This is a genomic window from Tsukamurella sp. NPDC003166 (assembly GCF_040611135.1).
In the GTDB taxonomy this organism is placed as follows: domain Bacteria; phylum Actinomycetota; class Actinomycetes; order Mycobacteriales; family Mycobacteriaceae; genus Tsukamurella.
Genome location: NZ_JBEXNL010000011.1, coordinates 95175 through 122003, shown reverse-complemented (window position 1 = coordinate 122003; position 26829 = coordinate 95175). Strand labels below are relative to the sequence as shown.

Genomic DNA, 26829 nt, shown 5'->3' with positions numbered 1-26829 from the left:
TCCTTCGCGTAAAAGATTTCGAACTCGACCTACGAACCTTACCGGCGACGCAGGATCCCGCGCAGCCGCGTTACCCGCGGGCCGATCTCCCGCTCGAAGCCGTGATCGGTGGGGGCGTAGTAGTCGACGCCCTCCAGGTCGTCCGGCGGGTACTGCTGCGCGGCGACACCGCCGGGCACGCCGTGCGGGTACACGTACCCCTGCGCGTTGCCCAGCTTCTCCGCGCCCGCGTAGTGGCCGTCCCGCAGGTGCGGCGGCACCGCACCCGCCTTACCGGCGGCGATGTCGCTCATGGCCGCGCCGATCGCGGACACCACCCCGTCGGATTTGGGGGCCGTGGCCAGGTGGATCGTGGCCTGCGCCAGGGCGAGCCGCGCCTCCGGCATGCCGATCAACTGGACCGCCTGCGCCGCCGCGGTGGCCACGAGCAGGGCCTGCGGGTCGGCCATGCCGATGTCCTCGGAGGCGTGCACGACGAGGCGGCGCGCGATGAACCGCGGGTCCTCCCCCGCGGAGATCATCCGCGCCAGGTAATGCAACGCCGCGTCGACATCGGAGCCGCGGATCGACTTGATGAAGGCGCTGATGACGTCGTAGTGCTGGTCTCCGGCGCGGTCGTACCGCACGGCCGCGGTGTCGATCGACGACTCGACGATCTCGAGGCTGATCTCGTCGACCTGCTCGCCGAGCGCCACGTCCGCGGCGGCCTCGAGCGCCGTCAGCGAGCGTCGCGCATCCCCTCCGGCCAGCCGCACCAGGTGCTCCCGGGCCTCGTCGGAGATGGTCAGCGCTCCGCCGTAGCCCCGCGGGTCCGTGAGCGCGCGGTCGATCAGCTCGGAGATGTGCTCGGGCTCCAGCGGCCGCAACTGCAGGATGAGCGAGCGCGAGAGCAGCGGCGAGACGACGGAGAAACTCGGGTTCTCGGTGGTCGCGGCGACGAGCAGCACGACCCGGTTCTCCACCGCCGCCAGCAGCGCGTCCTGCTGCGCCTTGGAGAACCGGTGCACCTCGTCGATGAACAGCACCGTCTGCTCGTCGACCAGCAGCCGGCGGCGCGCCACCTCGATGACCGCGCGCACGTCCTTGACGCCCGCGGACAGCGCGGAGAGGGCCTCGAACCGACGCCCCGTGGCGCCGGAGATGAGCGAGGCGATGGTCGTCTTGCCCGTGCCGGGCGGGCCGTAGAGGATCACGCTGGCGGCGCCGGCACCGTCGATCAGCCTTCGCAGCGGCGTGCCGGGGCCGAGCAGGTGCTCCTGGCCGAGGACCTCCTCGAGGCCACGGGGGCGGAGACGTACGGCGAGGGGGGTGCCCGCGTGCGTGGGGACGAACTCGACCGGACCGCGGGCCGACGGTGCCTCCGGTGGCGCTCCGAGGTCCCCGTCGTCGCCGAACAGGGAGCCGGTCACAGCGCGCGGACCTCCGCGGCGGCCGCGACGGCGAAGGCGCGCAACCTGGGGTCGGCGGCGGCGAGCCGGTCCCAGCGGGCGGCGAGATCGTCGTAGGACCAGGCCGGGAGGCTGTCGAGGTGGCCGGCGTCGATCCGGCTCGCGGAGTCCAGACCCAGCGCCCAGTAGGTGGCGAGCGTGAGCCAGGCGAACTTCGCGGTGGTCACGTGCCGGCGCAGGGCGACGTCGTCGGCCAGCCGGGGCCACAGTCGCACCACCTCGGACCGCCAGGCCTCGACGATCGCGATGTCGTGCTCGGTCGAGTGGCCGTCCGCGGTGCACTCGGGATAGGTCAGCAGCACGTAGGCCACGTCGAGCGCGCCGTCGCGGAAGCCGGCCCATTCGTAGTCGAGGAAGCGCACCGCGCCGCCGACCACATGCGTGTTGTCGGGACCGACATCGGACGGGCTGAATGCGCGGAAGGGGCCCTCGGTGAACATCGCGACCGCGGCGTCCAGGACCGATCGGGCACCGTCGTCGATCCCGCCGATGGCGCGCGGCACCGCGAGCGCGGCCCTCGCCGCCTCCCCCGCGACCGGGTCGTTGCGGGAATCCGTGTGCTCGCGACGCGCCAGTACGGACAGGTCGCGCTCGCGGCCGTAGGTACCAGCGTGCATGCGCCCGAGCGCCTGGGCCCACGCGGAGAGCACCGTCGCCGCGCCGGACGACGGGGTGCGGCGCAACCGGTCCGCCATCGTCTCGCCCTCACCGAGATCCTGGAGCACGAGGATCTTCGCGTCGGGGTCCGAGGCGAGCAGCTGCGGGCCCGGACGCGCGTCGACCGGCAGCGCCGTCGCGAACTTGTAGGCGGCGCCCTCCCGGGCGAAGGCCTCGGAATGATCGGCGTCCGAGTGATCGGGGGCCCGGAGCTGCTTGATCACGACGGTGCGCGGCAACAGCGGGTTGTTGTGCAGGACCCGCACGCGCATCACGAGCGTGCGGCCCGAACCGCCCAGATCCTCCGGTTCGCCCAGTTCGACGGGTGCGCCGACCCGACGTCCCAGCAGACCCTCCACCGCGGTGAGGGCCGCCCCCGTCGTCTCGTACCCCAGCGCGGCAACCATCACCTCCAACCTACCTCAGTCCGGCAGGGGCGCGACGTCCACGGAGACATGGATCTTCGACCCCTTCGATTCGGTGTAGATGACACCGCGCAGCGGCGGTACGTCCTCGTAATCGCGACCCCATGCGACGGTCACGTGCCGCTCGTCGACGAACTTGTTGTTGGTCGGGTCGAAGGGCAGCCAGATGTCGCCGGGCAGCCGCACCGCGGCCCACGCGTGGGTCGCCCCGGCGCCGACGACCCGGTCCTGGCCGGGCGGCGGCTCGGTGGCGAGGTAGCCCGACACGTACCGGGCCGCGAGGCCCTTCGACCGCAGGCACGCGATCGCGACCCGCGCGAAGTCCTGGCACACGCCCTCGCGGCGCTCCATCACCGTCCCGACCCGCGTCGAGACATTGGTCGCGCCCGACTTGTACGCGAAGTCCTCATAGATCCTGCTCGTCAGCTCCTCGATCGCCTCGACCAGCGGCTTACCGGGCGTGAAGACCGCATCGGCGTACGCGCGCACGGCGTCGTCGATCTCCGGCGGCCGCTGGTCCAGCCGGTACTGCACGGCCACCGCGCCGGCCTCGCCGACCGGCCGCGCGAGCTCCCACGGCGCCAGCGCGGCGCCCTCGTCGGTGACGGCCCGATCCAGCGGGTCGACCACGACGAGCGACTCGCCGCGGACGGTGAGCTGCGTGTGCGGGGTCGTGACGTGGAAGTAGGTGTCGGTGTTGCCGAAGGCGTCGACGCCCTCCGACCGATCGGTCGGCTCCGGCCCGATCGTGATCGCGTGCTCGTCGACGCGCTGATCGGAGAGCTCCCGCGGCGACAGATAGCAGCGGCCGAAGCTGGAGGTGACCTCGGCGTCGTAGGTGTAGGTGGTCTCGTGCACCACGCGGTAGCGGCGGGACCGGGAGTCCTCGGTCCGCCGGGAGAAGCTCAGCCCCACGACTGCACCCCCACCCAGATCGGGCGCGCCGCGGCCGGCAACGCGAAGCGGGTGCGTTCGAGCACGTCGGAGGCCTCGCGGAGCGCCTCGTCGACGGCGTCCAGCAGACCCTCCAGCTCGGCGCGCCGGCCGTCCACGACGGTCTCGGCGTCGTCCGGGTCGAACCGGTGGAGCCGGGTCAGGGCCTCGCCGACGGTGCGCTCGCAGGTCGGGCTGCGCAGCTCGTCCGGCAGCTGGGCCAGGCCGTCGGCGAGCGCGGTGAGCGCGGCGACCAGCGACCGCGGGTTCGTCGCGTCGAGGAACATCAGGTCGACCGCGGCGCTCGCCCGCAGGACGGCCCGGTGCCGGCGGCGGTAGGTGACCGCCGACTCGCACGTCACCAGGTAGGCCTCGAGCATGCCCGCGTCGACGTCGGGCGCCGCGGTCGGCACGACCATCGCCCGGGTCACGGCACTGAGCTGCAGCGATCGCTCGATCCGGCGGCCGGCGTCCATCATCAGCCAGGCCGGGTCCTGCACGAGGGACTCACGGGCGAGCCCGGAGAACGCGAGCAGCGAGACCAGGACCTCGCCGAGCGTCTGATCGAGCTGCTCACCCCCGTCGTCCGGGTCGGCCGCGAGGCGCGCCAGCGACCGCTCGGCGCCGCTGAGCACCAGCCAGGTGTCGGTGGACATCTGGTCGCGAACCGCACGCAGGCAGGCGCGCAGTCGCACGCCCGAGTGCACGACCGTGCCGGGCACGTCCGCATCGAGCGTGAGCCGGCGCAGCCGGGCCGTGACATCGGACTGTTCGGCGCCCTCGACGACGATCCGCCCCAACTGATCGGTGACCGACGCCGCGACCACTGCGTCGAGCAGCGGCTGCAGCACGGCGGAGCCGGCCTGCCAGGGCCGGTGCCGGAACTCGCGGCTGCGGTCGTGCGCGACGGACAAGAGCCGGACGGTCGCCTCGGCGCGTTCGGCGTACCGCCCGATCCAGAACTGGTCGGACAGCACGCGGGCGGTCGCGATCGGGCCGCTCGGCGCCGCGCCGACCCGCCCGGACCGCGGTGCGGTGGCCACCCGCGCCGGGGCGCGCAGATCCTCGGACGTGGGCACCCAGACATCGCGCGCCGCCGACGAGTTCAGCAGGGACCCGGCGGCACCGTCGAGCAGGACCTGGCCGAGCCCGCCCGGCAGCACCGAGTACCCGGACTCCTGGGCGAGGGAGAAGGCGCGCAGCGCGAAACCGCGCTCGGTGACGACGCCGCGGTCGATCGCGGGACGGCCGGTGGCGGGGACGAGGGTCTTGACGCACCAGGCGGAGGGGTCCGCGGCCACGCGGGCCCGCAGGTCGTCCGCCGCGCCCGCCGACAGGGCGTCGCCGACGACGCGCTCCCCCGTGGCGAAATCGATGACGAGCAGCTCGTCGAGCGGACCGTCGAGGGCCGCACGTCCGGCCGGGGTGGCGGCGTGCAGGGTGGGCGTCGACGCGAGCAGGAGGTCCTCGTCGAGCAGCGCGCGGCACAGCTGTGGCAGGAACGCGTGCAGCGCGGGGTTCTCGAGCACACCCGAGCCGAGCGTGTTGACGACGGTGACCGCACCGCGGGTCATCATCTCGACCAGCCCGACGACGCCGAGCTGCGAGTCGGTCCGCAGGTCGAGCGGGTCGGAGAACTCGGAGTCGACACGGCGCAGGATGACGTCGATCCGCTTCATCCGGCCCAGGGCGCGCATGAAGACGCCGCCGTCGCGGACCGTCAGATCGGCGGCCTCGACGAGCGGGAAGCCCAGTACCGAGGCGAGGTAGGCCTGGTCGAAGGCGGTCTCGGAGAAGGCGCCGGGACTCAGTACTACGACGGTCGGGTCGTCGGCCCCCGGCGGCGCCGCCTCGATCAACTGCACCCGTAGGGCGGCCGCGAACGACGAGACGGGGCGCGGGGTCTCGGTGCGGAACTCGCGTGGGAGGGCGCGGGAGGTCACCCGGCGGTCGGCGAGCGCGTATCCCACGCCCGACGGTGCCTGGGTCCGGTCCGCGACGGCGACGTAGCCGCCCGCGGCACCGTCGGCACCGGCGGTCTCGGTGAGGTCCACGCCGTGCAGGAACAGGGACCGCGGGCCGGGCGACGGTACGCCGACGGCCCGCCGGATGTACCCGGGATGCGCGAACAGCACCTCGGGCGGCACCAGGCCGGTCCGGACGGTGCGCTGCTCGCCGTAGAAGTCCTTGAGGACCGCGTCGAACAGCAGGGACCGCTGGGCGACCCCGCGGGCGAGATGATCCCATTCCTCGCTGCCGAGCAGCACCGGGAGCGGGTCCAGGCGCCAGGCACTCGGCTCGGACGGGTCGGTCGCTGCAGTCCCGGATCCGACCGGGTCGTTCGTCGTCGGGAGCGCGTCGAGGGCGTTGTAGGTGATGCCCTCGTCGTCGATCAGCCCCCGGACGCGGGTGCTGAGCCGGCGCAGGGCCTCGCGGTCGAGGTCGCGCAGCGCATCGATGCTCACAGTCCCACCTGCTCCCGCATGTCGCGCCAGGCCGCCGGACGCAGTACCAGCACGAGGAATCCCGCGACGACGATCCCCACCAGGTTGACTCCCAACTGCACGGTGGACTCCAGCGCCCGATGCCAATCGCCGACCGTCGCGGCGACCACGGCGTACCCGGCGGCGGGCACCGTCGTGACCGAGATGAACACCCCGACGAGCGCCGCGGACTTCGCGGTCACCATCGAGATCATGCCCGCGGCGCCGGCCAGCAGCGCGACGATCAGCGAGAACGGGCCGACGCGGTAGATGAAGTCGACCTGCGCCGCCGACGCGAGCACGTCCTCGGGGTACAGGTCGGCGGCGAGCGCGAGCTCCGCCCCGATCCACGTGCACGCCATCGCGACCGGGAAGCCGACGAGCAGGGCGATCGACGGGCGCACCGCGAAATGCGGCCGCCGTGTCGCGAGGGCCACCGCGATCGCGGCGAGCGGACCGAACTCCGGGCCGACGACCATCGCGCCGACCACTGTGACCGGCGAGTTCGTGACCACGCCGACCGCGGCGAGCATGACCGCGAGGACGAGGAACGCGAGGAAGGTGACGTTGAGCGTCGACTCCTCGCGGGTCCGGGCGGTCAGTTCCTCCCAGACCACCGCGTCCGACGGGTCGCCGGGCACCGCGCGCTCGGCCTCGTCCGCGGCGGCGGACAGGACCGTGTCGAGCGAGGCGACGGTGACGGCGCCATCGGTCGGGATGCCGAGGGCCTCGAGGCCCTGCAGGACCCGGTGCGCCGCCTCCCGCGTGACGTCCGCGCCGATCACGTCGCCCGGGGGCTCGAGTGAGCCGCCGGGCGCGAGCGTGATGTGGGTGGCGCCCGGCCGGGATCGCAGGAGGCCGAGCACCGCTGCGGTGCTCTCCGGCGGGCTGATCACCCGGATGTGGCGCACGGGCTACTTCTGCTCGGCGACCTGGTCCGCGGCGGCCGGCTCCGGCTTCTTGGGCTTGGCGTCCATGCCCGACTCGCGGCGCTGCTGCACCGTGATCGGGGCGGGCGCCTCGGTCAGCGGGTCGACGCCGCCGCCCGACTTCGGGAACGCGATGACCTCGCGGATCGACGGCGCGCCGGCGAGCAGCGAGACCACGCGGTCCCAACCGAAGGCGATGCCGCCGTGCGGCGGGGCGCCGTAGGAGAAGGCGTCGAGCAGGAAGCCGAACTTCTCGCGGGCCTGCTCCTCGTCGATGCCCATGATCGCGAAGACGCGTTCCTGCACGTCCTTGCGGTGGATACGGATCGAACCGCCGCCGATCTCGTTGCCGTTGCAGACGATGTCGTAGGCGTAGGCCAGGGCGCTGCCGGGATCGGTGTCGAAGGTGTCCACCGACTCCGGCTTGGGGCTGGTGAACGCGTGGTGGACGGCGGTCCAGGCGCCGTCACCCACGGCGACGTCGCCCGAGGCGGTGGCATCGTCGGCGGGCTCGAAGAGCGGCGCGTCGACGACCCACGTGAAGGCCCAGTCGCCGTCCTTGATCAGGCCGAGCTTGTCGGCGATCTCGCCGCGCGCGGCGCCCAGCAGGGCGCGCATCTGCTTGGTGGCACCCGCGGCGAAGAAGACGCAGTCGCCCGGCTGCGCGTGCACGTGCGCCGCGAGGCCGGCCCGCTCGTCGTCGGACAGGTTCTTGGCGACGGGGCCCGTCAGCTCGCCGTCCTCACCGATCAGCACGTAGGCCAGGCCGCGGGCACCGCGCTGCTTGGCCCACTCCTGCCACGCATCGAGCTGGCGACGGGGCTGGCTCGCGCCGCCCGGCATGACGACCGCACCGACGTACTGCGACTGGAAGACGCGGAACGGGGTGTCCTTGAAGTACTCGGTGCACTCGACGAGCTCGAGGCCGAAGCGCAGGTCCGGCTTGTCCGAGCCGAAGCGGCGCATCGCCTCGGCGTAGGTCAGGCGCGGGATCGGGGTGGGGATCTCGTGGCCGATGAGCGACCACAGAGCCTTGACGATCTGCTCGCCGAGGGCGATCACGTCCTCCTGGTCCACGAAGCTCATCTCGATGTCGAGCTGGGTGAACTCGGGCTGCCGGTCGGCGCGGAAGTCCTCGTCGCGGTAGCAGCGCGCGATCTGGTAGTACCGCTCCATCCCTGCGACCATGAGCAGCTGCTTGAACAGCTGCGGGCTCTGCGGCAGCGCGTAGAAGGTGCCTGGCCGCAGGCGCGCGGGCACCAGGAAGTCGCGGGCGCCCTCGGGGGTGGAGCGGGTGAGCGTGGGCGTCTCGATCTCGGTGAAGTCGTTGAGCGCGAGGATGTTGCGCGCCACCGCGTTCGCCTGGCTGCGCAGCTTGATCGCGGCGGCGGGGCCCTCGCGGCGCAGGTCCAGGTAGCGGTACTTCAGGCGCGCCTCCTCGCCCGGCTCCTCGTCGAGCTGGAAGGGCAGCGGCGCGGACTCGTTGAGCACGACGAGCTCGGTCACGTTGACCTCGATGGCGCCCGACGGCAGGTTCGGGTTCTCGCTGCCCTCGGGCCGCTTCTCGACGGTGCCGGTGACCAGCACGCAGTACTCGGAGCGCAGTCGGTGCGCCTGCTCGGCGACGTCCGACTCGCGGAACACCACCTGGGCGACGCCGGAGCTGTCGCGCAGGTCGATGAAGATGACACCGCCGTGGTCACGCCGGCGGGCGACCCAACCCGCGAGGGTGACGACGGTGCCGGCATCCTCCGCCCGCAACGATCCGGCCAGGTGGGTGCGCAGCACTTCGGGGTGTCCTTTCGACGGTGATCTCGTGAACACGAACATGCTACGGGGAAGTGTTGCACTCGCGGACACCCGTCTCATGGAATGCTGTTGCGCATGACCTTCCAGGGCAACGGGCCGCTCGACACCAGCGACGTCAGTTCGGGTGGCGGTGGCGGTGGCATGGGCCGCGGCATGATGATCGGCGGCGGTGGCATCGGCACCGTCGTGATCGGCCTGATCATCTACTTCCTCACCGGCAGCACCGGCGGCGTGCCGCAACAGGCCTCGCCGGGCGGGGGCGCCGGGGGCGCTGTGTCTCAGGCCGATCAGCAGATGGACCAGCACATCAAGTCGTGCACGATCGAACTGGCGAACACCGACACGGCGTGCCGCATCGTCGCGACGACCAACTCGCTGAACAAGGTGTGGCCCACGGTGCTCAAGGGCTACCGGCCCCCGAAGGGCGGCACGAAGATCATGCCGACGGGTGCGCAGTCGATCAACACCGCATGCGGCGTGGCCAGCGCCGACACCGGTCCGTTCTACTGCCCGCGGGACGAGGTCGCCGTTTTCCAGATCGACTTCATGGATCGGGTCATCAAGAGGATGGGCGGCTCGAATGCGCCGTTCTCGCAGGAGTACATCGTCGCGCACGAGTTCGGTCACCACGTGCAGAACCTGATCGGAACCATCGGGAAGGCACAGGCCGGCGTCGGGGCGCAGAGCGGCTCGGTCCGCGTCGAGCTTCAGGCGGATTGCTTCGCCGGCGTCTGGGCCGCGCACGCGGACAAGGGCCAGGGCGCGATGCTCAAGCCGCTGAACCAGCAGGAGATCTCCAGCGCGATCACCACGGCGCAGGCGATCGGCGACGACACGATCCAGCGCAACGCGGGGCGCAACCCGAACCCCGAGTCGTTCTCGCACGGCACGTCCGCGCAGCGCGTGAAGTGGTTCTCGCAGGGCTACCAGACCGGCGACTACCAGCAGTGCAACACCTTCGTCGGCACCGTCTGACGCACGTGCTCGAAACGCTGATCCGCTGGGCCGCGTTCGTCGGCGGGTGGCTGCTCGTCGCCGGGCCGCTCATCCAGGCCCGGCTCGAACTCGAGGCCGAGGCCGCCGAGCTCAGCGAGATCCAGTCGCTGCTCAAGGCGACTCTGCCGCCCTCGCGGCTGTCCGGCTGGTGGTGGCTGCTGCCGCCCGTCGCGCTGTACCTCACGCGGCGGCGTCAGGCGTCCTACATCGCGTCACTGAACGAGAACCTCACGCCGGAGCAGAGCCACGGCCTGTGGCACTTCTTCTCGGTCGCGCGGGCGTGGATGATCGTGGCCTCGGGCGCCTTCCTCATCGCCGTCAAGGAGACCTACGAGCTGGCGCACCACCATCACTGGGCCGCACCGGCGTTCTGGGGACTGTGCGTGGTCGGCATCGTCGGCATCAACGGCGCGAACGCGGCGACCTGGAGGAAGCCGGGCAGCACCGCCGCGTGACCCCACGCCGACCGTCGCGCACATAGGGTGGGCGCATGGCTGAATCCACCCCTGCGGGCACCCCGATCGACGCACTGGCGGACCGTCTGGCCCTGCGACTCGCGGCGGCCGACCCGATCGAGGCCACCGCGGTCGGGATCACCGACTTCGACGACCGCCTCACCGACTTCTCCCCCGCCGGCGTCGCCGCCCGCGCCGCGGTGGCCCGCGAGACTCTCGCGGAGCTCGCCGGGCTCGTCCCCGAGAACGACGCGGATCGGGTGACCGCGGCCGCGCTCCGCGAGCGGCTCGGCGTGGTGGTCGAGATCGCCGACGCGGGCCACGACGTCGGCGATCTCAACGTGATCGCCTCGCCCCTGCAGGCGATCCGGGACGTCTTCGACCTCATGCCCGACGGTGACCCGCGGCTCGCGGCCCGGCTCGCGGCCGTCCCGTCGGCGGTCGAGTCGGCGATCTCCGGCCTGCGTGCCCGCCTCGCCGACGGATCCTGGCCCTTCCCCGAGCTACAGGTCCGCGAGGTGCTCGCGCAGGCCCGGGAGGCCGGCAACCAGGTCGCCGCGAACGCGGAGCGCCTCGCCGCCCCGGCACCGTCGGGACTGACCGACGCGATCCGGGCGGCCTTCGCCCGGTTCGCGGAGGTCCTCGAGACCGAGATCGCGCCGTCCGCGGTCCCCGTGGACCGGCCCGGCGGCCTCGGCGTGGGGCGGGATGCCTACCCGCTGTACTCGCGCCTGTTCCTCGGCACCGAGGTGGACCTCGAGGACACCTATACGTGGGGGCAGGACCTGCTCGCGGCGATCGTCGCGGAACAGCGGGAGGTCGCGGGCAGGCTCTACCCCGGCGCGACGGTCGCGGAGACCCTCGCGCGGCTCGACTCCGAACCGCGGTACGCGTTGCACGGCACGGACGCGCTCCGGGAGTGGATGCAGCGCACCTCGGACGCGTCCGTGGCGGCGCTCGCGGGCACCCACTTCGACATCCCCGCCGAGCTGCACCACCTCGATTGCCGGATCGCGCCGAGCAGCAGCGGCGGCATCTACTACACCGGCCCGTCCGCGGACCTGACCCGGCCGGGCGCGATGTGGTGGTCGGTTCCCAAGGGCGTCACCGAGTTCCACACCTGGCAGGAGAAGACCACCGTCTATCACGAGGGCGTGCCGGGCCACCATCTGCAGATCGGGCAGGCCGTGATCGCGCCGCTCAACCGGTGGCGCAAGCTCTACTCGTTCACCTCCGGACACGGCGAGGGCTGGGCCCTGTACGCGGAGCGTCTCATGCGCGACCTGGGGTTCCTCGACGACGACGGCGACCTCATGGGCATGCTCGATTCGCAGCGGCTGCGGGCGGCACGGGTGGTCCTGGACATCGGTGTGCACTGCGGCTTCGAGGCACCGTCGGAGGTCGGCGGAGGCGACTGGACCTACGAGAAGGGCTGGGCGTTCCTGCGCTCGCACGTCGCGATGGCCGACGAGCAACTCCGCTTCGAGTACCACCGCTACCTGGGGTGGCCCGGGCAGGCACCGTCGTACTCGGTGGGCCAGCGGGTGTGGGAGCAGACCCGGGACGCGTACCTCGCCGCGCACCCGGGATCGACGCTCAAGAACTTCCACCGCGACGCCCTCGCCCTCGGCGGCATGGGCCTGGACACCCTCCGCGCCGCGATCGTGTGACGCGCGCAGCCAGCTACGCACAGCACCCGATTTCTCCTCTTTAAATATTTAAGACCCAAGATCCTCCTGTGCACTCTTCCTCTACACTGAGCTCATGCAGTGGTCGGCCGAGCACCTTCAGGAACTCCTCGGTGAGCTCAGGAATCGCGGCGGCGACCGCTCCGAGGTCGAGGTAAAGCGGGGCGCGGGCGGTTGCCCGCGGATGCCGGAGACGATCTGCGCTTTCGCCAACATGCCCAGTGGCGGAATGATCCTCGTCGGTATCGACGAGGGTGCGGGATTCGCGGCGACAGGTGTACCTGATGTTGCACTGATCGAACAAGGACTCGCCGCACAGGCGCGCAACGCGGTCGTGCCACCCGCTCACATCGAGTTCGAGCACGCGATCATTGATGATCGTGACGTCGTCGTGGCGACAATCGCGGGGCTCCCCATCTCCGACCGCCCGTGCAGGACGAGGAAGGGTGGGCACGCGTATCTCCGGCAGGCCGACGGGGACTACCGCATGTCGGATCAAGAGATTGCCCAACTCATCGCGCAACGAACACGACCGCGGTACGACGCCTCAGCGGTGCCCAACACCTCCGCCGCCGATCTCGATCCAAGGCTCGTTGCCCAGTTCGTTGCTGAGGCCAGGCAGTCCTCGCGCCGATTGGCGGACTCCCCCGACGAAACGATCCTTCGGCGCCGGGGCGTCCTCGCCACGGGAACCGACAAGCTCTCCGTCGCCGGCCTCTACGCCCTCGGTCAGTACCCGCAGCAGTATTTTCCCTCCCTATCGATCACAGCAGCAGTGGAACTGTCGGACAGCGCGGACGGGCGCACCGCGGACCTCGCCCACCTCGACGGCCCAGTGCCTGATCTGCTTGAGCAAGCGATGCAGTGGGTGAGCCGCAACACCAGGCGGGTGATTCGGTACGGCGGCGACGGTCACGGAATCGACGAGGACGAGATCCCGATGGTTGCGGTGCGCGAGTTGATCGCCAACGCCCTAGTCCACCGCGACCTCGGCCCGCACACGATCGGCAAGCGCGTGGAGATCCGTCTCCGCGACGACCTTCTCGTGATCGCCAACCCGGGCGGACTTTGGGGCGTCACCACAGATCAGTTGGGCACTCCCGCAGGAAAATCCGCGGTGAACGAATTCCTCTACGACATTTGCAAGACAACACGCACCCTCAACGGGAAACGGGTCATCGAAGGAGAGGGCGGCGGAATCCGAGAGGCACGCGTCGTCCTTCGCGCAGCAGGCATGCCGGCGCCGATCTTTCGCGACGGCGCCGTCCGGTTCACCGCCATCCTCTCCCGCCATTCATTGCTCTCGACCGAAGACTTGGAGTGGCTGAGCACCCTCACCGGCGCTTCCACCCTGTCCGACATGCAGCGCGAGATTCTCGCCTCCATGCGCGGTGGACAGGAGTGGACGAACTCATTGGTGCGCCGGGAGTTCACTCCGATCGACTCGATCGATGCCCGCGCCGTCCTTCAAGGGCTCGTTTCCGCGGGACTCGCCATCACCGCTGGCGATCGCGGCGCGACCACCTACTCGTTGGCGCCAGCACTGAACGTCGACGCCGAACGCACCGTTCCGATAGTGGAGGTGACGCCGGCCGATGACACAGTTCGAAGAGCCGAAGCAGGGAAGCTCAGCATCGGCGAGATCGCTGCGATCACCCGCAACGGACGAATCATCTGGGACGCCCTGGCTGAGCCGGCCTCGCTCGACTCCGTCGTCGGGAAGACCGGCCTGACGCCATCGCAAGCCTCCTTCGCCCTGCGAAAACTCGCGGCTGCGGGTGCCGTCGTCATCGACGGAGGCCCTGGCAGCCGCGGGACAACCTATTCCCGACAGACTTGACCTGCGGACACCCCCTCAGCAGTCGTGCTGAGTTCGCCGCACCACCGATCTCAGCGGGGCACGAGCACCGGCAGCACGGCTGTGCGGATCCGGACGGTGACGGGCAGCTCCTGCAGGTAGTCACCGTCGGCGTGGACGGGGATCGGGCGGTCGGCGGACACGGTGACCTCCTGACCGCTGAAGGTGAGCACCTCGGCCCGCGCGACGTGCGCGCCGGTCTTCGCCTCACCCATCGCGCCGAGGAGCCGCACCAGGTTCGCGGCACCGTCGACCGCGAGCACCTCGATCCGCCCGTTGTCCGCCGCGGCAGCGGGAACCATGTGCAACCCGCTGCCGTACCAGCCCGAGTTCGCCACGACCACCATGTGCACCGGACCGGAGAAGACGGCACCGTCGACCTCGATCCGGAAATCCGCGGGCCTCCAGCGCAGGGCGGCGATCGCGGGGGCGAGCCGGTAGGCGAGCGGCCCCATCCAGCGCAAGCGGTTGATCAGTTCGGTGGCCACCGAATCGAGGCCCACGTAGACATTGCCGACGGCGATCTCGTCGCCGATCGTGAGCACGTCCAGATCGCGCCGGAGGCCGTCGCAGAGCACGTCGGCGATGGCCGCCGGGTCGTCGGGAAGCCGTAGGTGGCGGGCCATGTCGTTGCCGCGGCCGGCCGTCACGATGCCCATCGGCGCGCCGGGGACGCGGAGCACCCCGGCCGCGACCTCGCGGATCTGACCGTCGCCGCCGACCGCGACCGTCAGCGCGCCCGACGCGGCGGCCCGCTCGGCGAGCCGGCGGGCGTCCGCCCCCGACCCGGACTCCTCGACGCGCGTCGTGACGTCCCGGCGGGCCAGTTCCTCCGCGACCGCCGCCCAGCGGGTCCGGGCGACCCCACCGCCCGAGATCGGGTTGAGGACCGCGATGACATCGGCGCCGGTCACGGGAGCAGGATCCCCGGGTTGAGGACGCCCTGCGGGTCGAGTGCGGCCTTGACGGCGCGGAGCGCGGTCACCTGGACCTCGCCGATCTCCTCGAGGTAGGTCGACCGGTGGTCGGTGCCGACGGCGTGGTGGTGCGTGATCGAGGCGCCGGCCGCGCGGATCGCTGCGTTCGCCGCAGCCTTGGCGGCGCCCCACTGCACGAGTGGATCCGCCAGCGCCTTCGAGATCACCGTGAAGTACAGCGACGCACCGGTCGGGTAGACGTGCGAGATGTGGCACATCACCACGGCGGGCGTGCCCTGCTCGCCGAGCGCCCCGGTGATCGCGGCCGTGACGTCGGCCTTGAGCCGTTCGACGTTCGACCAGAAGGTGACCGTCTCGAGCGTCTCGACCAGCGCCCCGGCGTCGAGGAGCGGATCCCGCAGGTACGGGCCCCGGAACCGGCCGACGCGCCAGGCCTCCCCCGGCTCCTCGCCGAGGAACCCGCCGCCGAGCTCGGCGAGCCGCGCGGAGACGTAGCCGTCGCGGCAGTCGACGTCGGGCTCGTCGCCCTCGAAGCCGACGATCATCATGACGCCGCCGGCGGCCGCCGTGCCCGCGGCGCTGGGGTCGGCCAGGTTGAGCGCGGTCTCCACCTCGTCGGACAGGCGCAGCACCGTCGGGCGGACCGATCCCTGGGCGAGCACCCGCATGGCGTGCGCCCCCGCCGCGAAGTCCGCGAAGTGCCAGCCGTAGAAGCGGCGCACCGTCGGGACCGGGTGCACGCGGACGCGCACGGCCGTGACCACGCCGAACGCGCCCTCCGAACCGAGGAAGAGCTGCCGCAGGTCGGGGCCCGCGGCCGACTTCGGCGCGGTCCCGATCTCGGCGACGCCCTGCGGGGTCGCGACGGTGAGCCCCACGACCATCTCGTCGAACCGGCCGTAGCCGATCGAGGACTGCCCGGCGGAGCGGGTGACGGCGCAGCCGCCGACGGTCGCGCCCTCGTAGGACTGCGGGAAATGACCCAGCTCGTAGCCCTGCTCGGCGAGCAGCCGCTCGGCCTCGGGCAGGCGGGTCCCGGCGGCCAGCGTCGCGACCTGCGAGACGACGTCGAGCGCGATCAGACCCGTCAGCGCGCGCAGGTCCAGGGCCACGACCGGGCGGGAACGCTCGGGCGCGAGGCCACCGGTCACCGACGTACCGCCCGCGAACGGGCTCAGCGTCAGGGCCTTCGCCGCGCACACGGCCAGCACCTCGGCGACCTGCTCGGCGGTCGACGGCGTGACCACGGCGTCCGGCGCGTCGGAGGTGTCGCCGGCTCGGAACTTCAGCAGGTCCGGCGTGGAGAAGCCGCGCAGGTGCGCGAGCCGGGTAGCGTCGTCGGTGGCGACCGTCACACCCGTCTTCTGCAGGGCCGCGAGGGCCCGGCCGGAGACGCGCGACGGCATCAGGAAGGGCTGCTCGGGCTCCCCGGGACCGCCCTCGATGCCGAGCATCGTGAGCGCGCCGAGTACCGACTCGGACAGGTGCATCGGGGCGCTGGGGTCGCCCCAGCGACCGGGCTCGAAGGCGACGACGGGCAGATCCACCTCGGACGATGTCATGATACATTTGTACACATGGTGTCGCAGGATCTCAATTCCAGGGGTGCAACCGCACGGGGCCCCGCCAACGCCGTCGACGACGAGACGATCCTCGACGCGGCGCGCGATCTCATGTCCACCATCGGGATCCGCCGCACCACCATGGCCGATGTCGCGCGCACCGCGCAGGTCTCCCGCGCCACGCTGTACCGCCGCTACCCGAACGTGCAGGCCCTCGCCGCGGCAGTCACGACGCGCGAGTTCGTCGCGGCGCTGACCACCGTCGGGCTGTTCGACGGTGCCACGGGTCGCGAGACCATCGCCCGCACCGTCGCCCACGTGACCTCCGCGGCCCGGTCGCACCCGCTGCTGCGCCGGATCGTCGAGCTCGATCCCGAGTTCCTCATGCCGTACCTGCTGCACCGCACCGGCCGCACGTCCCGTGCCCAGCTCGAGGCGTTGACCAGCGGGATCGCCGCAGGCCAGGCCGATGGGAGCATCCGCGACGGCGCCCCGGAAGAGCACGCCGCGGTCGTCCTGCAGCTGGCGTGGTCCTCGGCGCTCACCGGACCGGTGTTCACCGAGTCCGCCGACCTGCTCGACGCGCAGCTGTTCGATCTCATCGAGAGGTACCTGCGCCCGTGACCACCGAGCCGCTCGCGCACGTCGCGCCCGCTTCCCGCCTCTCCGCAGCCCGACGGTCCGCCGATCTCGCCGCGGTCACCGCCGATCCGTCCGTCGATCTGCTGGTGATCGGCGGCGGCGTCACCGGGACCGGGGTCGCCCTCGACGCCGCCAGCCGCGGCCTGCGCGTAGCCCTCGTGGAGAAGCACGACCTCGCCTTCGGCACCAGCCGCTGGTCCAGCAAGCTCGTGCACGGCGGCCTGCGCTACCTCGCGTCCGGCGCCGTCGGCATCGCGTACGAGAGCGCCGTCGAGCGCGACGCGCTGATCCGCGTGATCGCGCCGCACCTGACCCGCCCCCTGCCGCAGGTCGTGCCCCTCCTCGACGACGTCTCCCGCAGGGACGCCGCGCTGACCCGCGTCGGCTTCCTCGCCGGCGACGCGCTGCGGATCGCGGCCCGCACCCCCGGGTCCGAGCTCGCCCGGTCCCGGCGCATCTCCCCCGCCGAGGTGATCGCGATGGCACCCACCGTGAAACGGACGGGATTGCGCGGCGGCCTGCTGAACTGGGACGGCCAGCTCACCGACGACGCGCGACTGACCGTGGGCATCGCCCGCACCGCGGCGGCGCACGGCGCGACGATCCTCACGCACTGCGCCGCGTCGCAGGTCACGGGCACCTCGGCGACGGTGACCGACGAGGTGTCCGGCCACTCCTTCACGCTCCGCGCCAAGGCCGTCGTCAATGCGACCGGAGTCTGGTCCGGCACCGTCGACAGCGCGGTCGTCCTGCGGCCCAGTCGCGGCACGCACCTGGTGTTCCGGCAGGAGAGCTTCGGCGGACTCACCGCCGGCCTGACGGTGCCCGTCCCCGGCTCGTTCGGCCGGTACGTCTTCGCCCTGCCGCAGCCCGATGGGCGCGTGTACGTGGGTCTCACGGACGAGGAGGCCGACGGTCCGCTTCCCGACGTCCCGACGCCGTCGGACGACGAGATCGATTTCCTGCTCGCGACCGTGAGCCTCGCGCTGGGGACCCCGCTGACCCGGGACGACATCGTCGGGGCGTTCGCCGGCCTGCGTCCGCTCCTCGACTCGGGCGCGGGGCGGACGGCGGACGTCTCCCGCAAGCACGCGGTGCTCACCCGGGACGACGGTCTCGTGACCGTGGTCGGCGGCAAGCTCACCACGTACCGGCGGATGGCGGAGGACGCCGTCGACGCCGCGCTCGCCGCGTCCGGCCTGTCCGCCGGTCCGTGCAGCACGCGGACCCTACCGCTCGTCGGCGCGGCCCCACGGGAGAACCTGCGACGCATCGACGCGCCAGAGCGGCTCGTCCGCGCCTACGGCACCGAGGCGCCGGCCGTCGTCGCGCTCGGCGAGGCCGACCCCGAGCTGGCTCTTCCGGTGGCGGACGGCACGGAGGTCACGGGCGCAGAGCTCGTGTTCGGCGCGCTCGCCGAGGGGGCGGTCACCGCCGCCGACCTGCTCGAACGACGCACGCGCCTCTCGCTGATCCCCTCCGTCGCCGAGGCGGCCGGGGACGCCGCGAGATCCGCCCTCGACCGTCAATGACGGTGCGCCGGCACGTTCCACGCCGGTAGCCGGTCCGGGTAGTCCACCCACGCCGCCGGACCTTCGGCCACCTCGTCGTCGGTGAGCAGCGCGCGATCGAGCAGCCCGTGCATCTTCGCGGCGTCGAGCCGGACGCCGATGAACACCAACTCCTGCTGTGGCGCACCGTCGACCTGAGACCAGTAGGCGGCGGGCTCGATGGTGAGGTTCGGGCCGGCCTGCGACCAGACCCCGACGAGGTCGGGTCGGCTCGCGATCCAGCAGAACCCCTTGCTGCGCAGGACCGCCCGAACCTCGGCCAGGGACTCGAGGAGCCGCTGCGGATGGAAGGGGCGATCCGCGCGGTAGGTCGTCGACGAGATCCCGTACTCCTCGGTCTCGGGGACGTGGCCGCCGATCACCTCGTCGTCCCAGCCCGCGACCGATGCCGCGGCGTCGTGGTCGAACAGGCCGGTCCCGATCACCTCGGCGATCGCGATCTCGCCCTGCGGCAGCGGACTGACGCGGGCACGCGGATTGAGCCTGCGCACCGCGGCCTCGACGGCTCCCCCCGCGGCCGCGGACACCAGGTCGAGCTTGCTCAGCAGCACCACGTCGGCGAATTCGACCTGGTCGATGAGCAGGTCGGCGATGGACCGCTCGTCGCCGGGTGCGGCGCCGAGCCCGCGGCGCGCGAGGCTCTGTCCCCGCGCGATCTCGCCGAGGAAGGTGCTGGCGTCGACGACGGTGACCATGGTGTCGAGGGCGGCGATGTCGCCGAGGCGGCTGCCGTCGTCGAAGGTCCAGTCGAAGGTCGCCGCGACGGGCATGGGCTCGGAGATGCCGGTGGACTCGATCACCAGGTGGTCGAAGCGCGGCGCACCGTCGGGGGTGCGCTGCCGCGCGATCGCGCCGACGGCATCGACGAGGTCCTCACGGAGGGTGCAGCAGATGCAGCCGTTGCTGAGCTCGACGAGTTTCTCCTCGGTGCGGTCGAAGCCGCCGAGCCCGACCAGGGAGGCGTCGACGTTCACCTCGCTCATGTCGTTGACGATGACCGCGATGCGGCGGCCCTCGCGATTGGCGAGCAGGTGATTGAGGAGCGTGGTCTTTCCGGCGCCGAGGAATCCGGACAAGACGGTGACGGGGAGCGGGGTGATCGGTTCCATGCCACTAATAGTAATTGTTTTCATTAGCGGTGTGACGGCAGGTTACCAGCCCGCTTCGTCGCCCGGTCGATTCCGTCGTTCGTGCGACACTCGGATTGTGTCCGAAACGGACACACCGTCCGACTCGGACGAAATCCGAGAGCCTGTCTACAGACCGCACGTGGCTCACCACGAAGACGTCATCAGAACAGCGACTCCTGCAGGTCCGGGGCGGCGGCGCCGTCGACCCTGCGGGGCCGCGGGGGCGGCGCGGCGTACGGATCCTCCTGCCGGACGAGTCCGTGCTCTTCGAGCATCGGCGCGACCCGATCGCGCAGGTGCGCCCGATACTCCGCCGACACCCGCCCGGTGGATCCGTAGAGCTGGCGGTAGCGCCTCACGAGCATCGGATGATTCTCGGACAGCCAGCCCAGGAACCACTCCCGGTAGCGGCCCGTGAGGTTCAACGCCATGACCGAGGCGGTGCTCGCGCCCGCCTCCGCGAGGGCGCCGAACAGCGCACGCAGCGACGCCGTGTCGTCCGTGAGGTAGGGCACGACCGGCGCGACCATGACGTGACAGTCGAAGCCGGCGTCCGCGACCGCACGGATCAGGTCGAGCCGCGCCACGGGCTTCGGCGCACCGGGCTCGAGCGAGGACTGCAGAGCCGGATCCAGCAGCGCCAGCGACACCGACAGTTGCACCGGCACGGTGGTGGCGGCGGTGACCAGCAGCGGCAGGTCGCGCCGCAGCAGCGTGCCCTTGGTGAGGATCGAGATCGGCGATCCCGCGCCCGCGAGCGCCCCGATCACGCCCGGCATCAGCCGGTACCGCCCCTCCGCCCGCTGGTACGGATCGGTGTTCGTCCCGAGCGCCACCGGATCGCCGCGCCACGAAGCCCGGCGGAGCTCCTTCTTGAGCACCGACACCAGATTGGTCTTGACGACGATCTGGCTGTCGAAGTCACCACCCGCGTCGAACTCGAGGTACTCGTGGCTCGAGCGCGCGAAACAGTACGTGCACGCATGGGTGCATCCGCGGTACGGGTTGATCGTCCAGGTGAAGGGCATCGCCGAGGACTCGGGGAGCTTGTTCAGCGCGCTCTTGCACAGCACCTCGTGGAAGGTGATGCCCTCGAACTCCGGCGCCCGGACCGTGCGCCCCACACCTTCGAGGCCGGGCAGCGCACGCACGCCCGAGCCGGCATCACTGAGCAGCTGACCATCCCATCGCACACCGCTATTCGAACATTTCGTTCGAGTGCAGTCAAGCTTTCGAACAACGCGTGTCTACCACAGCGGCCGGGCGATCTCGTCGACCTCGTCGGCCGTGAAGACGAGCTCCTCGGCGCCGCCGACCTCGCGCGCGATCCCCGCGGCGCGGAACAGCGGCCGGTCCCGCATCGGCGTCGACGAGGCCTGCGCCCGTGACTGTTCCGCGAGCACCCGGCCGATGTCGCGCACCTCCGCCCGGCGGTTGCGGTCCAGCGCCTCCGCCAGCCGGCGTGTACCCAGCATCGGCAGCTCGCGGCCGCGGACCCGCCCGCGCCCCGGGCCCTCGTACAGGGCGATCGGGAGGCGCACCGTCGTCCGGTCCTGGCGGATGCGCAACGACACCTGCGCGAGCCGCGCCACCTCGGCCACGAGGTCCACCTCGTCGGCGTCCATCAGGTTCACGCGCTGCGTGCGCAACGTCCGACGCGTGAGCACGCGGTGGTCGAGCACCACCCGGCGCCGCGCGACCCCCAGGTAACCACCCAGGCCCGGCGCCGCACCCGTGATCAGGACGAGCGTGCCCCACATGGGCCCGGCGAGCACCGCGACGATCACGCCCACGAGGACGGTCACCGCGAGCCCGGCGGCGAGTGCGCGCCGGACCTTGGGCAGCACCACCCGCGGCGGGATGAGGTCCACGTCGACGGCGTCCTCCGCGCTCAGCTCCCGCGGATCGCGGGCGCCGGGCTCGGCAGGACTCGAGGACATGGGCGTGCTACCCGGAACTCTCAGGGCTCTCGGCGCGCTCGGCGCTCTCGGTCACGATCACGTCCACGACGGTATCGATCGGCACGGCCCGCTGCTCGCCCTTCGCCAGATCCTTGAGCATCACGACGCCCTGGTCGAGCTCGGAATCGCCCAGGATCAGGGCGAAACGGGCACCCGACCGGTCCGCCGCCTTCATCGCGCCCTTCATGGCACGGTTGCCGTACGCCATGTCCGACCGCACTCCGGCGGCCCGCAAGCGTCCCAGTAGCGGCACCATCGCATCGCGCGCCGCGTCGCCGAGCGGGACGCCGAAGGCCGTGACCCGCGGCGCCGACGGTGCGCGCTTGCCCTCCGCGGCGAGCGCCAGGAGCGTGCGGTCCACGCCGAGCCCGAAGCCCACTCCCGTCACGCCCTCGCGGCCGCCCAACTGTTCGACGAGGCCGTCGTACCGGCCGCCGCCGCCGATGCCGGACTGCGCACCCAGGCCGTCGTGGACGAACTCGAAGCAGGTCTTGGTGTAGTAGTCGAGGCCGCGCACGAGGCGCGGATTCACGACGTAGGGCACGCCCAGCGCGTCGAGGTAGCCGAGCACCTTCTCGAAGTGCTCGCGGGCGTCGTCGGACAGCGAGTCGACCATGAGTGGCGCGTCGGCCGTCATCGCCTTGACCTCGGGGCGCTTGTCGTCGAGCACGCGCAGCGGGTTGATCTCCGCGCGCCGCCGCGTCTCCTCGTCCAGGTCGAGCGCGAACAGGAACTCCTGCAGCTTCTCCCGGTACTGCGGCCGGCACGTGGCGTCGCCGAGGCTCGAGATCTCCAGGCGGAAGCCGTCGAGCCCGACGCTGCGGTAGGCGCGGTCGGCGACCGCGATCACCTCGGCGTCCAGCGCCGGATCGTCCACGCCGATGGCCTCGATCCCCACCTGCTGCAGCTGCCGGTAGCGGCCCTCCTGGGGTCGCTCGTAGCGGAAGAACGGTCCCGCGTAGGCGGCCTTGACCGGTAGTTGGCCACGGTCGAGGCCGTGCTGCAGGACGGCGCGCACGACGCCCGCCGTGCCCTCGGGGCGCAGCGTGACCGACCGCTCGCCGCGGTCGGCGAAGGTGTACATCTCCTTCGCCACCACATCGGTCGACTCGCCGACACCGCGCGCGAAGAGCGTCGTGTCCTCGAAGATCGGCAGCTCGATGTAGCCGTAGCCCGCCTCGGCCGTCGCGGTCAGCAGAGCACCGCGCACCGCCAGGAAGTCGGCGGAGCTGTTCTTCTCCCCCGACGGCACCGGGATGTAATCAGGAATGCCCTTGGGAGCCTGGAAGCTACCGGCGCTCACAGTCCGTATCGTCCTTTCCGCTCACCCCGCGCAGCGGACGGTGAGGCGTCATTGCTCAAGCCGGCGAGGAACGGGTTCGACGCCCGCTCCCGTCCGATGGTGGTGGCCGGGCCGTGCCCGGGCAGGACGACGGTGTCGTCCCGCAGGGGCAGCAGCTTCTCGGCGATCGAGTGCAGGAGGCGCTCGTGGCTGCCGCCCGGGAGATCGGTGCGCCCGATGGAGCCCTGGAAGAGCACGTCACCGTCGAACGCGACGGTGACCGTCTCCCCCTCGACGGGGGCGCCGTCACCGTCGACCGCGGGAGCGGCGACGGTGAAGACGATCGAGCCCGGGGAATGGCCCGGCGCGTGGTCGACGCCGAACGTGATCCCGGCGAGTTCGACGGGCTCGCCGTCGACGAGCTCGATGACCTTCTGCGGCTCGACGAAGACCTGGTCGCCGATCATCGCGCCGAGGGCGGCTCCGATCCCGACGGCGGGGTCGGCGAGCATCGGCCGGTCGCCGTCGTGGATGTGCACGGGGATCCCGTACTCGTCCGCGAAGGGCTGCGCCGTCCACGTGTGATCGAGATGACCGTGCGTGAGCAGCACCGCGACCGGGTTCAGCCGGTGCTCCGCAAGGAGCTGCTTGAGGGGCTCGACGGCGTCCTGACCGGGGTCGATGACGACGGCGTCGGAGTCCGGACCGGCCGCGACGACGTAGCAGTTGGTCTGGAACACCCCCGCGGGGAATCCGGTGATCAGCATCCGCCCATTGTGGCACCAGACCCGGTGGCGGCGTCCATCAGGTTTAACTGGCAGACTTGGCGATCAGTTGTGCCCGCCGGATGTCGGTAATGAGGAGGTCGTCACACCGTGCCGAGCAATGAGGAACGCCGTCAGGCAGCGCGCGAGAAGCTCGCGAAGCAGAACGAGCGGCGTGAAGCAGACGCGCGCAAGCGCAAGATCAAGGCCGGTGCGATCGCCGGCGTGGTCGTGGTCGCGCTCGTCGCAGCGGGTTGCTACATCTGGCTGCCGCAGGGTCCGCGCGCTCCCCTGCGCGTGGCGGCCGAGAACAAGTTCAAGTCGGAGCATGTCAGCTGTGACTTCCAGGATCGCGATCCCGTCGCCGACACGCACAAGAACCTCCCTGCGCAGAAGCAGCAGATCGCGGCGCGGCGCACGCAGGTGACCGACGCGCAGAAGCAGCTCGCCACCATGACCGGCGATCAGAAGACCGCCGGCGAGGCGCAGATCAAGGCGTTCTCGGAGCAGACCGACAAGCTCGAGCGCCAGATCGCCCGCACCGAGAAGGCGCTGCCCGCGATCGACAAGCTGACCGCGCGCAACAAGACCGTCAGCAAGCCGAGCGGCACCGATGTGCCGAACTCCGGCACCCTGACCGGCACGTTGACCACCAACTCCGGTCCGATCGGATTCGAGCTCGACCGCTCGAAGGCGCCGTGCAACGTGGAGACCTTCGCCACGCTGATCGCGGCCAAGTACTTCGACAACACCCCGTGCGTGCGCGAGACCGGCGGCTCGCCGACCGCCACCAGTGGGCTGTACGTGCTGCAGTGCGGCGATCCCTCGGGCACCGGCGTCGGCGGTCCGGGGTGGACCTCGCCCGACGAGAACCCCTCGTTCCTCAAGGTCGCATCGCCCGCGAACCCCATGACGGGCGGCACGGGCACGTCGATCTACCCGGCGGGGACGATCGCTGTCGCGAACGCCAACCAGCAGGCGGATCCCCAGTCCGGATCGGCCGGCGTGTCGAACACCGGCGCCAGCCAGTTCTTCCTCGTCTACAAGGACTCGACGCTGCCGCCCAACTACGCCGTCATCGGCAAGATGGACGACGCCGGTCTCACCCTGCTCAAGCAGATCGCCGCCAAGGGCATCGCACCCAACGACGGTGAGCCGGCCGCGACCCCCGCCGCGCCGGTGACCGACGGCAAGCCCAAGGAGCCGGTGACCATCACCAGCATGGCGCTCGCCTCCTGACATGACGGAGCGGCCGCCAGGGCCCGCCGACCCGTTGGCCACGATCGGCGGTTACACCGTCCTGCGCCGGCTGGGTGCGGGTGGCATGGGCGAGGTGTACCTCGTCCAGCACCCGCGCCTGCCGCGGCAGGACGCCCTCAAGCTGCTCGCCGGCGGGGTCGTCGGCGACGCGGACGCCAAGGCCCGCTTCCTCCGGGAGGCCGACGTCCTCTCCGGGCTCAGCCACCCGAACATCGTCCACCTCTACGACCGGGGCGAGGACGACGGCAGGCTGTGGCTCACGATGGAGTACATCGACGGGGCCGACGCCGCACGACTGCTCCGCGAACACGGGCCCATGCCCGTCGACCTCGCTCTCCGGGTGGTCGACGGGGTGGGATCGGCCCTCGACTACGGGCACCGCATGCGCGGGGTCACCCACCGGGACGTCAAGCCCGCCAACATCCTGATCGGTTTCGAGGACGGCGCGCCCGCGTCGGTGAAGCTCACCGACTTCGGCATCGCCAAGGCGCTCGAGGACGCGGTCCGTGTCACCTCCACCGGGCTGACCATCGGCACCATGTCCTACCTCGCCCCGGAGGCGATCGAGGGCGGCACCGTCGACCACCGGTCCGATCAGTACTCGTTGGCCTGCACGGCTTTCGAGCTGCTCTCCGGCACCGGGCCGTATCCGCGCGAGTCGGCGCGGGCCGTGGCCGCCGCGCATTTGACCGCTCCGGTGCCGCTGCTCTCCGAGCGCGCCCCGCACCTCGGGCGGGCCGCGGACGCCGTCGTCGCGCGGGCGCTCGCCAAAGAGCCTGGCGACCGCTATCCCGACAACGCCGAATTCGTCGCCGACTTGCGCGCCGCACTCGCGTCCGCTCCCCGGCACGCGCCCGTTCCGCCGACGACGCCCCCTCCCGCGGCACCCACCGCGCCCGCGTTCCAGTACGCGCCCACGCACGTTCCCGCCGCGTCTGCGGCTCCGCGGGCGGCTGTTCCCACGGCGGCCGGTCCGGCGGGCGCGAGAAGATCGCGCCGGGGCCTGCTCATCGGCGGCGCGGTCGCGGCGACCGTCCTCATCGCCGCCGGCGTGGCGGGAGCGGTGGTCCTCTCCCGGGACGAGCGCCCATCGGTCGCCGCCGGCGCGTCGAACCCCGCCGGCTCGACGGTGGCCTGCGACTTCGCCGACAGCCCCGACCAGGCCGGTGCCGCGCGCACCGCCATCGCGAGCTCCAGAGCGCAGATCGACAAGCTGAAGGCCACACTGAACGGGCTGTCCGCCGCCGATCGAAGCGCCCTGCAGGCGCAGATCGACTCGGCCGAGCAACAGAACGTCGCCATGGAGAAGGCGCTTCCCGCGCTCGAGACTCTCACGGCGAAGAACAAGACCATCGGCAAGCCCAGCGGAACCGCGGTACCGAGCACCGGCTCGCTGTTCGGGTCGATCACCACGAGCGCGGGCACCCTGTCGATCGAGCTCGACCGCGCGAAGGCGCCGTGCAACGTCCGGACCTTCGAGACGCTGATCGCCGCGCGGTTCTTCGACGGCACGACCTGCCACCGCGAGACCGACGCACCGTCGGCCTCCGGGACCGGTGGCCTCTACGTGCTGCAATGCGGCGACCCGTCGGCCTCCGGGCTGGGCGGCGCGGGCTGGACCTCCCCCGACGAGAAGCCCACCTTCCTCACTGCGGCCGCCGGCGCGACGGGTTCGGCCGCGACCGAACCGGCGGTGATCTACCCGGCGGGCACGATCGCCGTCGCCAACGCGAACGGCGCCTCCGGCCACGACACGGGATCGTCGCAGTTCTTCCTGGTGTACCGGGACAGCACGCTGCCGGCCACCTACAGCGTGATCGGGCGGACGAACAGCGGCGGGATCGCGACACTCCTGGACATCGCGAAGAAGGGCATCACCGCGAACGGCACCGTGCCCGCCTCCTCGACCGGGACCGTCACCGACGGCAAACCCACTGTCCCGGTGACCATCTCCACGATGGCGGTCTCGCCCTAGCCGCAGCCGGGCCGCACGGCGAGCAGTGCCGGAGGCGGGAGCCGGATCCGACCGCGTGCGTTC

The 26829-nt window shown here is 71.6% G+C and carries 21 protein-coding genes; 8 read left to right on the top strand and 13 right to left on the bottom strand.

The window, feature by feature from the left end; translation table 11 throughout:
• Positions 1-38: 38 nt before the first annotated feature.
• Genes ABZX10_RS14270 through aspS form a run of 6 tightly spaced genes read right to left on the bottom strand, consistent with a single transcriptional unit; the run spans position 39 to position 8663 of the window.
• Positions 39-1409, bottom strand: a complete 1371-nt coding sequence (locus ABZX10_RS14270; protein ID WP_355540620.1) for a replication-associated recombination protein A — start codon at positions 1407-1409, stop codon at positions 39-41.
• Entirely contained in the window at positions 1406-2512 is a 1107-nt protein-coding gene (locus tag ABZX10_RS14265) for a hypothetical protein (RefSeq protein ID WP_355540617.1), read from the bottom strand. The genes ABZX10_RS14270 and ABZX10_RS14265 overlap by 4 nt, the downstream gene beginning before the upstream one ends.
• 15 nt (positions 2513-2527) lie before the next feature.
• Complete coding sequence (locus tag ABZX10_RS14260) at positions 2528-3445, bottom strand: transglutaminase family protein (RefSeq protein WP_355540614.1); 918 nt, start codon at positions 3443-3445, stop codon at positions 2528-2530.
• A complete protein-coding gene (locus ABZX10_RS14255; protein WP_355540611.1) occupies positions 3436-5928 on the bottom strand; it encodes a circularly permuted type 2 ATP-grasp protein in 2493 nt (830 codons plus the stop codon). The genes ABZX10_RS14260 and ABZX10_RS14255 overlap by 10 nt, the downstream gene beginning before the upstream one ends.
• Positions 5925-6857: a DUF389 domain-containing protein gene (locus ABZX10_RS14250; protein WP_355540608.1), complete on the bottom strand. Its 933-nt coding sequence runs from the start codon at positions 6855-6857 to the stop codon at positions 5925-5927. The genes ABZX10_RS14255 and ABZX10_RS14250 overlap by 4 nt, the downstream gene beginning before the upstream one ends.
• 3 nt (positions 6858-6860) lie before the next feature.
• The gene (gene aspS / locus ABZX10_RS14245) at positions 6861-8663 is read right to left on the bottom strand and encodes an aspartate--tRNA ligase (RefSeq protein ID WP_355540732.1); all 1803 of its coding nucleotides are present in this window, start codon (positions 8661-8663) and stop codon (positions 6861-6863) included.
• Between the two features lie 96 nt (positions 8664-8759).
• On the opposite strand from aspS, the gene ABZX10_RS14240 reads away from it, so the two are divergent.
• From ABZX10_RS14240 to ABZX10_RS14225, 4 genes are all read left to right on the top strand, one after another.
• The gene (locus tag ABZX10_RS14240) at positions 8760-9659 is read left to right on the top strand and encodes a neutral zinc metallopeptidase (RefSeq protein WP_355540605.1); all 900 of its coding nucleotides are present in this window, start codon (positions 8760-8762) and stop codon (positions 9657-9659) included.
• A 5-nt stretch (positions 9660-9664) separates the two neighbouring features.
• Positions 9665-10135: a hypothetical protein gene (locus ABZX10_RS14235; RefSeq protein WP_355540602.1), complete on the top strand. Its 471-nt coding sequence runs from the start codon at positions 9665-9667 to the stop codon at positions 10133-10135.
• A gap of 35 nt (positions 10136-10170) precedes the next feature.
• Positions 10171-11805: a DUF885 domain-containing protein gene (locus tag ABZX10_RS14230; protein ID WP_355540599.1), complete on the top strand. Its 1635-nt coding sequence runs from the start codon at positions 10171-10173 to the stop codon at positions 11803-11805.
• Positions 11806-11899: 94 nt separating this feature from the next.
• Positions 11900-13663: an ATP-binding protein gene (locus tag ABZX10_RS14225; protein WP_355540596.1), complete on the top strand. Its 1764-nt coding sequence runs from the start codon at positions 11900-11902 to the stop codon at positions 13661-13663.
• Between the two features lie 50 nt (positions 13664-13713).
• On the opposite strand, the gene ABZX10_RS14220 is transcribed toward ABZX10_RS14225, so the two are convergent.
• A complete protein-coding gene (locus ABZX10_RS14220) occupies positions 13714-14595 on the bottom strand; it encodes a diacylglycerol kinase family protein (protein ID WP_355540593.1) in 882 nt (293 codons plus the stop codon).
• The gene (locus ABZX10_RS14215; RefSeq protein ID WP_355540590.1) at positions 14592-16181 is read right to left on the bottom strand and encodes an FAD-binding oxidoreductase; all 1590 of its coding nucleotides are present in this window, start codon (positions 16179-16181) and stop codon (positions 14592-14594) included. Before ABZX10_RS14215 ends, ABZX10_RS14220 begins: the two co-directional genes overlap by 4 nt.
• Positions 16182-16196: 15 nt before the next feature.
• On the opposite strand from ABZX10_RS14215, the gene ABZX10_RS14210 reads away from it, so the two are divergent.
• Positions 16197-16805 (top strand): TetR/AcrR family transcriptional regulator, encoded by a 609-nt coding sequence (locus tag ABZX10_RS14210; RefSeq protein WP_355540587.1) that lies wholly within the window; start codon positions 16197-16199, stop codon positions 16803-16805.
• Positions 16802-18355: a glycerol-3-phosphate dehydrogenase/oxidase gene (locus ABZX10_RS14205; RefSeq protein WP_355540584.1), complete on the top strand. Its 1554-nt coding sequence runs from the start codon at positions 16802-16804 to the stop codon at positions 18353-18355. Before ABZX10_RS14210 ends, ABZX10_RS14205 begins: the two co-directional genes overlap by 4 nt.
• Here ABZX10_RS14205 and ABZX10_RS14200 read toward each other — a convergent pair.
• The 5 genes from ABZX10_RS14200 to ABZX10_RS14180 all read right to left on the bottom strand — a co-directional run bounded on the left by ABZX10_RS14200 (position 18349) and on the right by ABZX10_RS14180 (position 23534).
• A complete protein-coding gene (locus ABZX10_RS14200; RefSeq protein ID WP_355540581.1) occupies positions 18349-19503 on the bottom strand; it encodes a GTP-binding protein in 1155 nt (384 codons plus the stop codon). The genes ABZX10_RS14205 and ABZX10_RS14200 overlap by 7 nt on opposite strands.
• 182 nt (positions 19504-19685) lie before the next feature.
• A complete protein-coding gene (locus ABZX10_RS14195; protein WP_355540578.1) occupies positions 19686-20717 on the bottom strand; it encodes an Rv2578c family radical SAM protein in 1032 nt (343 codons plus the stop codon).
• A 54-nt stretch (positions 20718-20771) separates the two neighbouring features.
• Complete coding sequence (locus ABZX10_RS14190; protein WP_355540575.1) at positions 20772-21464, bottom strand: hypothetical protein; 693 nt, start codon at positions 21462-21464, stop codon at positions 20772-20774.
• 7 nt (positions 21465-21471) lie between these two features.
• The gene (gene hisS / locus ABZX10_RS14185; protein ID WP_355540572.1) at positions 21472-22788 is read right to left on the bottom strand and encodes a histidine--tRNA ligase; all 1317 of its coding nucleotides are present in this window, start codon (positions 22786-22788) and stop codon (positions 21472-21474) included.
• Entirely contained in the window at positions 22785-23534 is a 750-nt protein-coding gene (locus ABZX10_RS14180; RefSeq protein ID WP_355540569.1) for an MBL fold metallo-hydrolase, read from the bottom strand. Before ABZX10_RS14180 ends, hisS begins: the two co-directional genes overlap by 4 nt.
• Positions 23535-23642: 108 nt before the next feature.
• Here ABZX10_RS14180 and ABZX10_RS14175 point away from each other — a divergent pair, with 108 nt between their 5' ends.
• Together ABZX10_RS14175 and ABZX10_RS14170 are read left to right on the top strand one after the other, a co-directional pair.
• Positions 23643-24770, top strand: coding sequence for a peptidylprolyl isomerase (locus ABZX10_RS14175; protein ID WP_355540566.1), 1128 nt, complete (start codon positions 23643-23645; stop codon positions 24768-24770).
• Between the two features lies 1 nt (position 24771).
• On the top strand, positions 24772-26766 hold the full coding sequence (locus tag ABZX10_RS14170; RefSeq protein WP_355540563.1) for a protein kinase: 1995 nt from the start codon (positions 24772-24774) through the stop codon (positions 26764-26766).
• The last annotated feature ends 63 nt before the right edge of the window (positions 26767-26829 follow it).